Origin of the sequence: Clostridioides sp. ES-S-0048-02, from assembly GCF_020658495.1 — a bacterium.
Lineage (GTDB): Bacteria > Bacillota > Clostridia > Peptostreptococcales > Peptostreptococcaceae > Clostridioides.
The window spans coordinates 321,253-335,073 of sequence record NZ_JACVWH010000002.1 but is presented as its reverse complement, the minus strand read 5'-3'; the positions used below and the strand labels follow the sequence as shown (position 1 = coordinate 335,073).

Below are 13,821 nucleotides of genomic sequence, written 5' to 3'. Positions count from 1 at the left end.
AGTATTTTAAATAAATATCTTTTTACTTTGTATAACTAATTTCTTTTGTATAAAACAACATTAAATATTTATATTATCCATTAAAATATTTTTCTTTAATGGCAAACTATAAAAATCACAGTTTAACGCATTTGCTACTGCATTTGCTACTGCTGGTGCTGATGGTACAACAGAACATTCACCTATACTCTTAGCTCCAAATGGACCTCCAGGTTCTCCACATTCTATCATTCCAACTTTTATTTGTGGCATTTCACTAGCCTTTATCATATGATACGAGCGAAATGAATTAGCTTTTATTCTTCCTCTATTATCAAACTCAAGCGCTTCAGTTAACGCATATCCTATTCCCATTTGAATTGCTCCTTCAATCTGACCTTCTACAGACATTGGGTTCAAAGCTTTACCCACATCATGTACTGCAACATATTCTAAAACTCTTACACTTGCCAGTTTAGTATCAACCTCAACTTTAGCAAAATGTACACCATATGAACTTGCTCCAGTTTGAGATGCAAAAGTTTCAGCTCCTATAATCTCTCTTAAACTTACCCTTTGAGCATGTATCATGACATCGCATAAAGTGGCTTGTTTGTTGTTATTTTTGATAGAATAAACTCTATCGTCCTTAAATTCTATATATTCTTCATCCTCTTTTAAGAGTTGGGATGCTTCTTTTAAAAGCTCTTTTTTTACTGAGTTTGCTACTTTTAAAGCTGCATTTCCGGATACAAAAACTCCTCTACTTGCGTAATCTCCTAAATTCCATGGTGATGCTTCTGTATCTGCCTGTATACATTCTATTTTTTCCTGGCTTATTCCAAGTACTTCAGATATAATTTGTACCTGCACACTTACAGATGCATTTCCCATATCATGAGTACCTGTATATAATACAGCTGAACCATCTTCATTCATTTTCAACATTAAAGCTGTTATATCTCTATGTGCCCCAAAGCATCCATTTCCATGTGAACCAACTGCCATACCTACACCAATTAAAAACCTACCATTTGATTCATTTTGCTGTCTTATTTGTTTTTTCCAGTCAAACATTTCAGCACCTTTTTTTATACAGTCTATTGGTCTTGGATTACCATGAGGACTTTTAAATCGTTGGTCTATTCCATCTGGTTCAACTAAGTTCTTAAGCTGTAAATCTAAAATATCCATATTTAGTTTTTTTGCAATTTTATTTAGTTGGGATTGTTGTGCAAAAAAAGCTTGTGGAGAACCATATCCTCTCATTGCTCCTGCAATTGGTGTGTTTGTATACACTGGTATTCCTGTATATCTCATATTTTCAATCTTATATGATTTAAATACTTTATGACTCATTGCTCCAATTACATTTAAAGCACTTGATGCATATGCTCCTGTATTTGTTAGAACTTTCATATCTTGTGCTACAATTCGACCATCTTTCATAACACCTGTTTTTAGATATACAACTGCACCATGTCTAGTTCTTGTTGAAGCAATAGTTTCTCTCCTGTTAAGTTCTAGTTTAACTGGCCTACCTGATAGTTTTGCTAATAATGCTACAATTGGCTCAATTGTAATCTCTAATTTACCTCCAAAAGCTCCTCCAATAGCTGGACTTACTAGTCTAACTTTATTCATTGGTACTTCAAATAACTTAGATAAGATTATCCTAAAGCCAAAAGTATTTTGATTAGGACTATAAACAGTAAGTTTTCCATTGTAATCATAATCTACAATAGCCACATGAGTTTCTATTGCACCATGATGTATAGCTGGAAGTGTATACTTATCTTCAAAAATATAATCAGCTTTTTTCATAGCTTCTTCAATATTTCCACACTGTTGTACACTTACTGCAAGCTTGTTTCCACCTTTATGGATTGGATATGCACCCTCTTGTATTGCTTCTTCTGGATTAAATACTGATGGTAATTCTTCGTATTCAACCTCAATAAGCTTCAATGCTTTTTCAGCAGTTTGTAAATCTTCAGCTGCAACAGCTGCAACTTTATCACCAACAAAACGAACAGTATCATCAAAGATATGTTCAACCTCTGGCAACTCATGTTCATAAAATCTCATGGCACTATTAAAGGCTTTTTGAGGTGAGTTTTTATAAGTGGCTATGGCTTTTACACCTTCTAATTTTTCAGCTTTTGATGTGTCTATTTTTTTAATTTTTGCATGCGCTATAGGGCTGAATAAAACCTTAGCATAAAGCATATTTGGAATTTTCATATCCGCAGTATATTTAAGTTGGCCAGTAGCTTTAAGTACAGCATCTCTTATTGGGACTCTCTCACCAATAATTTTAAATTTATTACTCACAGGTTATACCCCCCATCCTTTTTGCTGATAAAAGTATAGCCTCAACAATTTTTACATATCCTGTACATCTGCAAAGATTGTTATCTATAGACTTTCTAACATCTTCCTCAGAAGGATTTGGATTTTTGTCTAGTAAGGCTTTTGCCGACATTATCATCCCTGGAGTGCAATATCCACATTGAACAGCTCCACAATCAATAAATGCTTGTTGAATTGGATGTATATTGATTCCATCTGACAACCCTTCAATTGTCAATATCTTTTTCCCAACTGCGTTTCTTGCTAGAATCAGACATGAATTAACTGCTTCTCCATCTAAAATTATTTTACAAGCTCCACAATCACCAGTACTACATCCACACTTACTTCCAGTTAAATTAAACACTTCTCTTAAAACATAAAGTAAAGTCCAGCTTTTTTTTATACTCACCTTTCTCAATCTGCCATTTATATCAAGTTCAATAACATCTATAATCTCCACCTTCTCCCCACATAATTTAAATTTTAATATTTTCTATGAAATTTAATCTTTGATTAATTTATCCAAGTTATTTACTCTCCTTTGACAAGTAAAATCCATAATTACTGTTAAAAAAGGAGGGGCAAGGCGCTCCTCCTGGATATCCTTTCAGATTATACTTTTATTAAAATGAGTATCATATCTTTTGATTATTTAGTTTTTTAAGGTTTTTGGGTAAAAAAAATAGAAGCAAGGCGCTCCTTCTTGGATATCCTTTCAGATTATATTCTGCTCAAATGCAAGCTATTAGGTTTCCTTCAAAGTTCAATTCTATTTTTGGTAAAAAAAATAGAAGCAAGGCGCTCCTTCTTGGATATCCTTTAGAATTACATTCTCTAAGCTTTACAACTTACTTTACTTTCCACTACATCTTCTTTTTCCTTAGGCAATACAATATTTAGTATTAAAGATAATAAAGCTGTTCCAGATATACCAGTCATTAAAGTGACTACAATGCTTGGTAAAAATGCTAATGCAGCTTGATTAAAATAACCACCCATACCAATGCCCAATGAGACTGCTAAAATTGTTATATTACGATTTGTCATCTTTCCCATTCCAATAACCTTAATACCTGATGATGCAATTGTTCCAAACATCATAACTAATGTTCCTCCAATAACTGGGTCTGGTGTTAAAGCTAATATCTGGGCAAACTTTGGGAAAAATGCTAATACGCCTAACATTACTCCTCCAAGTGCTACTATGTACCTACTTGCAACTCCTGTCATACAAATTATTCCTATGTTTGGACTACCTGATATAACTGGAAGCCCATTAAACAAAGCTGCAAAACAACTTCCAACTCCATCTGCTCTCACAGCTCTCATCAATTCTTTTTGTGTAGGTAGACGGTTTTCAACAGAACTGACAACACCTGTCGTATCTCCTATTATTTCCATAACTGTAACAATATGAATTGTACATATGGTTATAATAGCTCCCAAGTTGAACTCCAATCCCCAGTATATAGGTTTTGGCATTGCAAACCAATTTGCTTGTGCCATACTAGAAAAGTCAACCATACCAAATATTATTGCTACTACATACCCTATTACTATTGAAATTATTATGGATGCTACTTTTAGAAAACCTTTTCCAAATTGATTTAAAATGAGTGTTAATAATAATGTGAATATAGCTAAAGAAAAATTAGCAACTACATTAGGTCCATGAGCATCAAAAGATACTGCGTAGTCAAATGAAGAACTCATAAGTGATAACCCTACTGCCAAAACAACACTTCCTGTAACAGTAGGTGTAAAATATTTATGTAAATATTTTACTGCAAGAGGTCCTACTAAAGTTAAAACTAGACTTCCTACAAGTACTGCTCCAAAAGCTCCAGCAATACCAACATCATTATTTGTACTTAAGGCAATTAATGGTGCTACAAAGGTGAAACTTCCACCAGTAACAATTGGCAACCGTGACCCTATTGGTCCAATTCCCATAGATTGCAGTATGGTGCTCACTCCTGCAATCAACATCGAACATTGAATCAAAAATGCAGTCTCACTTAGTGAGAGACCCATGCCCACAGCTACTAAAATAGCACCTGACATAGTACCTGCAAAAGCAGAAAAAACATGTTGCATACTAAGCGGTATTGCTGTTAGAAGTTTTGGCTTGTCATTAAATCCATACTTGTAATTTTCCATATCTTACCCCTTATCGCTCCCGCCATTGCCGCCAAATGTATGGAGCTATGTAATAAATTATTAGTAACCTTAAAAGTTAGAGCCTAATAAATATTGCACAGTTACATTATGAAGTTTTAGTAATACATTTTGAAATTAGAAAAGCTCTAATTTAAGGAATGGCGGAGGATTAGTTACTAAAAAAATAAAACGTTTGCTTTTAGCATCATTTTTATTTTTTGTAAGCTAGGTAATTAATCCGATTTTTAATTGTATTATACAGTCACGATTTTATACTGTCAAGATTATTCTGACAATTTAATTTTAGTTTTATTTAGAATTATTAAAGTAAAAATAATAATCAATTTGTAGAATAAAATCAGTATTAAAATACTTTAATTTTCAAATTTTTGTTATTTTATTATCGAAATTCAGTTTAATATTTATTTCTATAAAATATATACAACTTCTTATTTTAGCCATATAACACTATTTCAGTAAATATAATAAATAAAGATATATATAATAATCATAAAAATTTTAATTATTGGATAAATATAAATATTTTATTGTTTATTTAATTAAATCAGACATAGTATATACATTTTATAATACAATATTATTTTAATATATATAAAAAAAATAATTATTTTTTATTATTTTCTCATTCTCTGATATTTAAATTCTCTTCTATTAGATATTTTTTTAACATTTTTTCATAAAAAGTTTATCTTTACATACTTACAAAAAATTTATTTTTCAAAATTATAACCATTTATTTTCCCAATTTTTCTACATATTTCAATAAATAAAAATCTTAATTTTTTATTATAAAAGTAAATTATTTTTTGTACATTTCTTATTACTCATGCTTTTTATTATTGCTATAAATTAATATCTATTACTATTACGAGAAAAAACGAAGAGTGATTTTTATTTAAATAATATTCAAACTTCGTTTTTTCTTACTAGCTATTTATTTAATTTCTAAATTTCTATTATTTTTTAATACTTTATCTTTTTAATAATCTATCTTTTTAATAATCTATCTTTTTAATACTTCACCACATGGATTTTTAGTAACTTTACCTTCTTCTAATGCAATTTTTCCATTTACAATTACATATTCAACACCTTTGGCTAATAACTGTGGATTTGAGAAGTCAATCTCTTCAGACCTAGGATAGCCGTAGTTTTCCATATCAATAACCGCTATATCAGCTATTTTACCCTCTTTAAGTATACCTCTATCCTTTATTTTAAACTGGTTAGCTGGTAATGAAGTTACCCTTCTTACTACTTCTTCCAATCTTACACCTGATTTTTTATACATATCAAAGAAAATTGGAAATGCCCCTCTTCTTTGAAGCTCAAACCATGACATATCTCCACCTACACTAAACAAACAATCTGAACCAACCATAACAAATGGATTATTTATTATCTTTTTATCATGTAATTTATCAGGAAAATCTCCCCTGTACATTCCTCCTAGACAAAATATAAGTTCTTCATCTCCATATAAAAGTAAATCTAGTAATAACTTATTCTCATCTATACCTTTTTGCATAGCTATTTCACGTATTGATTTCTTTTCCATATCAATATCATTGGTATTTAGAAGTATTATACTTCCTCTATCTCCAAGTATAAATGCCTCTTTTAATATCAAAGCTCTTCCTTCTTCATTACTAAGAGCATCCATAACTCCATCCATACCTAATTCAAACAAACTAGATGATATTGCCATAATAAATTGAAGTACTCTTTTTTTCTTCATACAATGTCCAGAACTTCTTGGTACTGTATCAACCATTATATCAACACCATTGTATCTAGCTTTTAATATCTCATCAAAGGCTTCTATTTCAACTGGACTTAAATGTGATACTTGAACTCTAGCACCACTTTTTTGACCTACCTCTATAGTTTCTTTTACTGCATTATATCTTCCTATGTAATCTCTAATATGGGATGTATATATACCATCATGTTCCTTAATTAACTTTGCAATATCAACAAGTTCATCAATATCAGCATACTTACTTGGTATATATGCCAATCCAGTAGATATTCCAAAAGCACCACTTTTCATGCCATCATTTATTATATCTGTAATTTCATTTTTTTCTTTTTTTGTAGGAGGTCTATCTTTAGACCCTCCCATAACACTCCATCTTATAGTCCCATGACCCAATAAAAATCCCATATTAATAGCTATTCCACTCTTAGATATAAGGTCACAATATTCTATAAAACTATCCCAATGCTTATTTTTATCTATAAGATACTTTTTTTCTTCTTCAAGTAATAGACCATTTTTATACATATATTCATATATATTTTCAGAAGAATATGGTGTTATAGAGTGACCACAATTACCATTTATAGTTGTTGTAACACCTTGTTTTAGGAATTTTTCAAATTTACCATCTAGTATTGCTACTATTTCTTCATGAACATGAGGGTCAATAAATCCAGGTGTTACAACTTTTTTATGACAATCTATCATTTTATTTGTATCATCATTTATCTCAGAATCTATTCTTACTATTAAATTATTTTTTATAGCTATATCTCCATAAAAACCATTTTCTCCAGTACCATCTACTATAAATCCATTTTTTAAAACTAAATCATATGCCACATTATTCACCTCTTAAAATATAATTTTATTGCAGTAGCCTTTACTATAATTCTTTATATTTTAAACTTTTTACTTCTTTAATTTTACTAGTCTCTAAGTTTATCTTTATGCATAATTCTTGCAATCAATATAGTACCAAATACACATATAAGAACTACTAAAGATTGTGGTATTATACCTTGCTTTGATAATATAATAGTCAATACAGCTATTACAATTGCTACTAATCCTAGTTTTTTATCTTGTAAAAAAACTTGTCCAAACACTGACCCAAATAGAGCTGGTAAGATTAAATTCAATTTTTCTACTACTTCAGGTGGTATTTTAGACAACACACTTCCTCCTAAAATTACTCCAAAAGTCAAAATACTTATATTTACTAGAATAGATACAGCTATTCCTATAGTAGATATTATTGAACCTTCTTCTGTTCCAGATTCAACTTCTGCTGCTTTTTGAGCTGCTATTGAACATGGCAGTCTCATATTAGATATATTTCCAGAAAGAAAACTCATATAAGTTCCTGGTATCCCTAAAATTGGTGAATAAGAAACTGGCTCTATTATGTAGTTTGGTGCGCTCATACTAACTATTGCCATTGTACTTGCTAATAATGCTGATATTGGAGGCATAAGACCAAATCCAAAACTTAAAATTATTCCAGGAACTAATGCTTCTATAATACCTAAAGATAATGTCAATCTACCATACCTTATCATAAAAGGTAAGTACTCTTCATTGTATATAGATTTTACTTTACTCATAAAACTCCCCCCTTATATTATTGAACCTATTATCATCCCACTAAACATTGATATTGTAAGACCCCACTCTCTCAGCCATTTTATATTTTTCTTTTTTTCAATCATACAAAGTATTACCATTATTATCATTCCACTTATACATGCAATTGTTCCATTGTCAAAACGCAACACTCTATCAGCATTTAGGTATGCAAATGAACCTAACATTGCTCCTACAGATATTATTGGTATAAATGATTTCTTACCACTAGAAATAACATTCGTTATTTTATCTAACTTATGCCCAAACAATAATGTAAATATTATCCACCCTAAAGAACCTAATATCATAGTCCAAACTGCATTTGTAAATGCTACTTTTGTCATCTCAGGAGAACCCAAAGTTATCCCTAACGCATCTGTTCCAAACCTAGCTGACATAGATTCAAAAATTACAGAACCTATAAATGATAATCTCATCCATGCTATAGGTCCACCCATAGTTACTATAAGTGAAACCATCCCAGCAAATATAGTCATTGATGGGCCTATAGCTGAAATAGCACTACTCTTAATAGCTGATTTTATTTGCTTATCAGTTATTCCCATCGTCTTCCCAACTTTACAAGATTTTATAGCAAATACAAGAGATTGTACTACTACTATTGATACAGCTACTGTACTTGCTATCCACAAAAGTGGATGATTGGCTAATTTTAAATAATCCATTGCAAAAAACCTCCCTATAAATCCTCAAATTTTATTAAAACATTTAAGCCTTATTTCCAAACCTTATTCAATACTCTAAGTATGTTTCCACCCAACACCTTTTCTATTTCCTCATCACTATATCCATGTTTTACTAAATATCTGACAATATTTTTTGAAGTTTCAGTTGGATTTTCAAGACCTTTTACATACTCTACTTTAGGATGCTCCTTTGTCCCAGTTATTTTTTTAATATCAAATTTAGCAGCTAACACTGAATGTAATTTAACATGGTCACCGTATACTGTATCTGGTCCAAAAGCCACATGGTCTATCCCTACTAGATTTTTAATATACTCAAAATGTTCCATAAATGACTCTATTGAATGTTCTTTGTTTTTTTCAGTTATTGTAGTATGTGGTGCTGCTTCTACACCTATAACCCCACCCTTTTTCGCACATGCTATTAGTACTTCATCTGGCGTTAATCTCTTTGTGTTCCACAGACTTCTTGCCCCAACATGACTCAATATTATTGGGTCCTTACTGTGTTCTATAACATCAAGTGTCGTTTGAACTCCAACATGAGAGCAATCTATTGCCATTCCAATCTTATTCATTCTTTCAACAGCTTTTCTACCAAAATTCGTAAGTCCACCATCTTTTTCTTCTTTCAATCCTGAACCCAATGCATTAGATTCACTATATGTTATACCCATTAACCTTATGCCAAATCCATACAAAATATCTATTCTATCAAGTTCATTTTCTATTGGTGCAGCTCCTTCTAAAGTAGGTATCAAGGCCACTTTTCCTTCTTTTTTTGCTCTGTATATATCTTCTACTTTTTCACACTTTATAACAAAATCTTGGTGTGCTAAGTCACATAATCTCATACCTAAATCTATTAATATATCATCCCACTTCCATCCTGAGCTTGATGTTATTGTACATACACCATCCATTAAATTATCAAATATAGCATCGTAATATCCTCTTGATAATGCTTCATAAGCACATCTTTGTTTACCCTCTCTATTGTATTCAAATATATCTCTTTCTAAGTGTTCTGGAAATAAAACTGGATGTTCATGTAGTGATATAAATATTTTGTCATCCACTATATTTTTAACCTTAGCTTCTTGAATATCATCTAACTCGATAAGGTATTCTTTTACTCTCTTATCTCCTTTACACATCTCAATAGATGAGATATCTTTTCCCTTTTCTAAATAACTATAAGCTTCATAGCCTTTATAAGCTGACTTCATAACAATATCCTCCAAATTCTACAGTTTTTTATATTTTCACTATGTAGCAATTGATATGCCAAAATATAAATTTTAATTGCATACTAAATCTTTCAAAAATAAAAACAGTAGTAAAGTGATGATTTACTACTGTTTATTAGAAATAATATTTTTTATTTTTAATTTAATATTTTTAAAATTATCTCAATATTTAAAATAATTTTAATTATTTAAGATTATTATAGGGAGTTTTTAGGGGATTTTACATTTATATACCCCTATATTTCCCCCTTAAATTTTATATATGATATAAAATTCTTTCCTTCATCAGTTATAAAACTCCCTTGTTTTTTTACTCCAGATGACAGCAATCCATGATTTTTTAATTTATCTATTCTTTTTCTAATTTGGTCTACACTTAATGTCATACTTTTTTCTTTTAAGATTTCTTGTAATTTATTTCTTCCTAATGATATATTTTTATTATTCCAAGTTTCTATACTCATCAATATACAAATACTTTCATTAAAGAAATTTGATTGTTTGAAATCCAATATAATTGAATCAAAGTTTTCATTAACTAAAGTATTGTTATTTTCAAATTTAAATTGTTCCGGCAAATGCTCATAGTCTACTCTATCTTCCTCCACTATAGTGTCAATATAATAAATCAAATTCTTAAGCTCCCTTACATTACCTGGCCACTCATACAATTTTAATACTTGCATTGATTTTTCTGTAAAACATTTATTACTATTTATTTCATCCAAAAAATACTTACTTATAAGAGGTATATCTTCCTTACGCTCTCTAAGCCTTGGTATTTCTATATGTAATACATTAATCCTATAATACAAATCTTCCCTAAAAGAACCTTCTTTAATTTTTTTCTTTAAATCCTTATTTGTAGCAGCTATAATCCTAACATCTACTGGTATAATTTTACTTCCACCCATTCTCATAACTTCTTTTTCTTGTAAGACTCTCAACAATCTTTGCTGTACCTCTAGAGATATATCACCTATCTCATCTAAAAAAATTGTTCCTGTATGCGCTCTTTCAAATATCCCTATTTTTCCGCCTTTTATCGCACCTGTGAAACTTCCTTCTTCATAGCCAAAAAGCTCACTTTCAATAAGTGTATCTGACAAAGAAGATAGATTAACTGCAACAAATGGCTTGTCTTTTCTTAGAGATTCATTATGTATTGCCTGAGCAAATATTTCCTTTCCTGTTCCATTTTCTCCAAGTATCAACACAGAAAAATCTGTAGATGCTATCTTTCTTGCGATATTAATTTTTTCTTTTATTATTTTAGTCTCACCTACAACATTCTCAAATGTGTACTTTGATACAAATCCCTTTGTATGAAATTTATTTTGAATCTTATCCTCAAGCATCTGAATTGCACTTATATCTTTAATGCTTATAATACTTTTTATTCGCTCATTATTTTCATACACATTTACTTTATTAATTATGAGTTTTTTGTTATTTAGGCTTACTACTTCATCACTGACTTCATCCTCTTGAAAAAATATTTTTTTGATAATTTTATCACTAAATAAATCCATAAAATTATTAGATATAATCTGATTTTGGTCTACTCCAACTAGATTAGAAAATACTTTATTGCAATATATAAACTTCCCTAATTTATCAATAGAAGCAATCCCTTCATCGATAATCTCCAAAAAACTCTTCATAGTTTTATTCATAGTTGTATAGTATCTATATCCACTTACTGTGTCTTCATTATATTTTTCTTTGATAATATGTAATTTATCTATAGATATATTAAGTTTTGTAAAGATTTCTATAACTGTATTTATATCTATTATTTTAGCACCTATATCTATTATTTGCTTTAAGTTCTGTGGTACTCTATTTCTACTTCCTGTAATAATTCCAATCTCACATTTAGACTTATCACATCCTGGATAATATGGTATTAAATTAATATGAATTAATCCTAATTTTCTAATTATCTTGGCTGTTTCATCTGCTGACTCTTTATAATCATCTATAACCATAACTTCAGAATCATTTTCTATACTTATTATCTGGTTTATATTTTCAATATTTATTGTACGATGTACTATTACAATAGGTATATTTTTATCGATATTATTGTGTATATGCTCTTTTATCTCATTATCTGAACACACTATAAGTTCATACTTTAATAGTTCAATATTTATGCTATCCATATAGACTAAATTATCTATATTACAAAATTCTCCAAATATATTTTCTAATTGTTTTGAGATATCTATATTTATTTTGTCATCAGTTGATACAAATAAAATATTATGTTTTTTCATACCATCACCTCCTGTTTAGTTAATATAGAAACTAATAATTTGGTCTATTGTAGCACTTTTTAAAAAAATTTTAAATCTTAAAAATCATATTTTATACTATTTGGTAATATTTTCTACTCAAAAATAAAATGGTATAGAATTTAATCTATACCATTTTATATAATATCACCATATTTTTAATTATTAATAAGATATTTCTATTCCTCTAAAAACTGCAAGAATTCTTGATTAAATAGTTTAAGTTCATCATAGAATATTGCATGACCGCTATACTCAAAAGTATATAAAGTTGAATCCTCTATTTTTTCATTCATAAAAACTGCAAATTCATATGGGCATACTTGGTCTAATTTCCCATGAAATATACCAGTAGGCACTCTTACACATTTTAAATCATTAAACAATTTTTCATCTCTTAAAGATACAGCTGTTCCAATAGTTCCAATACCTGATGCACTAAAACCAATGTCGTTAAACCACCTTCTAAAGCTTTCTGATGGATTCGATGCAAATACTTTTTCTCCAAAATTACTTACCATTTCTGGTCTATCAGTACATGCCTGAGCTATCAGTTTATTAACATCCTCACGTGTCATACCATATGGAAACTCTGGAGGTCTTTGTACAAACGATGGTGCAGCAGCAGCAAGTAATGCTAATTTTGATACTCCATAGCCATGAAACAGACTCATATATCTAAGTACAATTGCTCCTCCCATTGAAAAACCAACAAGGGTAAAATCCCTTAATCCAATGGCATGTACCACCTTATAAATATCATCTGCTAATTGACTATAATTATACCCTCCTGATGTTGCAGCAGACTTACCAAACCCTCTTAAATCAATTGAAACGGTTCTATATCCGAGTTTTGGTAATATATTTGTTTGATATTCAAATATCTTATGTCCTAATGGCCAGCCATGTATAAAAAGTACTGTTTTTTTAGCACTCGGATTTAAATCATAAACTGCTATATTTATATCATTTACATATACATAATACATATCAATAGCAACTCCCTTCAAGAAAATGTATGATAGTCATTTTATATATATGAATAAAATGATGAATAAATAAACTTTCGAGTTTATCTGCAATACTTTTCTATTGCTTTTTTAAACAAACCTACATGGACCTTTTCATCTAAAATTATTCTATTTAATATAGCTTTTATATAAGGGTCTTCAATAATACTTATATCCTTGTAATAATTCTCAATAGCCACATACTCTAAATTTAAATCCGATTTTAATCTACTACAAATAGAATCTCCATAAAATACAAAACCACCATTCCAATATGCACCACAAGAACTTGTCGAACCTCTATATATAGGATTTCCACCCAATAATCTTATAGTCTTTGCTAATATCTCCATATGTAACATTTCTGTTATAGATATATTTATCCACATTTCACTCAGTTCTCTATAATTTTCATCTAAATCAAAGTCATGGTATAAGTACTGGGTTACACTTGTAAATTCACTCGCTACACCAGAATAATCATCCATTAATAGCTCTGCATAATACTTATTCGGCCCTAAAACTTTTATTTCTGGATACGGCTCATCACTTGAGTAGCCCTTTCTCTTGTGCATATTGTAATGTGCATCACTCATAATACATCCTCCTTTAAAATTAGCATATGATATTAATTGTATTCATCAAAGC

Annotated in this window: 10 protein-coding genes; all 10 read right to left on the bottom strand. The window is 29.9% G+C overall.

Translation table 11 applies throughout. The features are described from left to right. Positions 1–60 precede the first annotated feature (60 nt). Positions 61–2,313 carry a molybdopterin cofactor-binding domain-containing protein gene (locus tag IC173_RS04340; RefSeq protein WP_227434347.1) on the bottom strand — a complete coding sequence of 751 codons (2,253 nt, stop codon included), beginning with the start codon at positions 2,311–2,313 and terminating at the stop codon, positions 61–63. Then, the gene (locus IC173_RS04335; RefSeq protein WP_413927142.1) at positions 2,306–2,794 is read right to left on the bottom strand and encodes a (2Fe-2S)-binding protein; all 489 of its coding nucleotides are present in this window, start codon (positions 2,792–2,794) and stop codon (positions 2,306–2,308) included. The genes IC173_RS04340 and IC173_RS04335 overlap by 8 nt, the downstream gene beginning before the upstream one ends. Positions 2,795–3,168: 374 nt before the next feature. Continuing rightward, positions 3,169–4,494: a uracil-xanthine permease family protein gene (locus IC173_RS04330; protein WP_227434346.1), complete on the bottom strand. Its 1,326-nt coding sequence runs from the start codon at positions 4,492–4,494 to the stop codon at positions 3,169–3,171. A 1,024-nt stretch (positions 4,495–5,518) separates the two neighbouring features. After that, positions 5,519–7,120 (bottom strand): N-acyl-D-amino-acid deacylase family protein, encoded by a 1,602-nt coding sequence (locus IC173_RS04325; RefSeq protein ID WP_227434345.1) that lies wholly within the window; start codon positions 7,118–7,120, stop codon positions 5,519–5,521. Positions 7,121–7,206: 86 nt separating this feature from the next. Beyond that, complete coding sequence (locus IC173_RS04320) at positions 7,207–7,884, bottom strand: hypothetical protein (protein ID WP_227434344.1); 678 nt, start codon at positions 7,882–7,884, stop codon at positions 7,207–7,209. A 12-nt stretch (positions 7,885–7,896) separates the two neighbouring features. Then, positions 7,897–8,592 carry a DUF5058 family protein gene (locus tag IC173_RS04315; protein WP_227855206.1) on the bottom strand — a complete coding sequence of 232 codons (696 nt, stop codon included), beginning with the start codon at positions 8,590–8,592 and terminating at the stop codon, positions 7,897–7,899. 50 nt (positions 8,593–8,642) lie between these two features. Further along, on the bottom strand, positions 8,643–9,842 hold the full coding sequence (locus IC173_RS04310) for a dipeptidase (protein WP_227482052.1): 1,200 nt from the start codon (positions 9,840–9,842) through the stop codon (positions 8,643–8,645). 257 nt (positions 9,843–10,099) lie between these two features. Further along, positions 10,100–12,145: a sigma-54 interaction domain-containing protein gene (locus IC173_RS04305; RefSeq protein WP_227434341.1), complete on the bottom strand. Its 2,046-nt coding sequence runs from the start codon at positions 12,143–12,145 to the stop codon at positions 10,100–10,102. 197 nt (positions 12,146–12,342) lie between these two features. Further along, a complete protein-coding gene (locus IC173_RS04300; RefSeq protein ID WP_227434340.1) occupies positions 12,343–13,152 on the bottom strand; it encodes an alpha/beta fold hydrolase in 810 nt (269 codons plus the stop codon). Between the two features lie 83 nt (positions 13,153–13,235). Continuing rightward, complete coding sequence (locus IC173_RS04295; protein ID WP_227855205.1) at positions 13,236–13,769, bottom strand: ferritin-like domain-containing protein; 534 nt, start codon at positions 13,767–13,769, stop codon at positions 13,236–13,238. Positions 13,770–13,821: the final 52 nt, after the last annotated feature.

Excerpts from the sequence above, each read along its gene's own strand:
- IC173_RS04330 (WP_227434346.1), bottom strand. The coding sequence starts at position 4,494 with ATGGAAAATTACAAGTATGGATTTAATGACAAGCCAAAACTTCTAACA.
- IC173_RS04320 (WP_227434344.1), bottom strand. The coding sequence starts at position 7,884 with ATGAGTAAAGTAAAATCTATATACAATGAAGAGTACTTACCTTTTATG.
- IC173_RS04305 (WP_227434341.1), bottom strand. The coding sequence starts at position 12,145 with ATGAAAAAACATAATATTTTATTTGTATCAACTGATGACAAAATAAAT.
- IC173_RS04295 (WP_227855205.1), bottom strand. The coding sequence starts at position 13,769 with ATGAGTGATGCACATTACAATATGCACAAGAGAAAGGGCTACTCAAGT.
- IC173_RS04300 (WP_227434340.1), bottom strand. The coding sequence starts at position 13,152 with ATGTATTATGTATATGTAAATGATATAAATATAGCAGTTTATGATTTA.
- IC173_RS04315 (WP_227855206.1), bottom strand. The coding sequence starts at position 8,592 with ATGGATTATTTAAAATTAGCCAATCATCCACTTTTGTGGATAGCAAGT.
- IC173_RS04310 (WP_227482052.1), bottom strand. The coding sequence starts at position 9,842 with ATGAAGTCAGCTTATAAAGGCTATGAAGCTTATAGTTATTTAGAAAAG.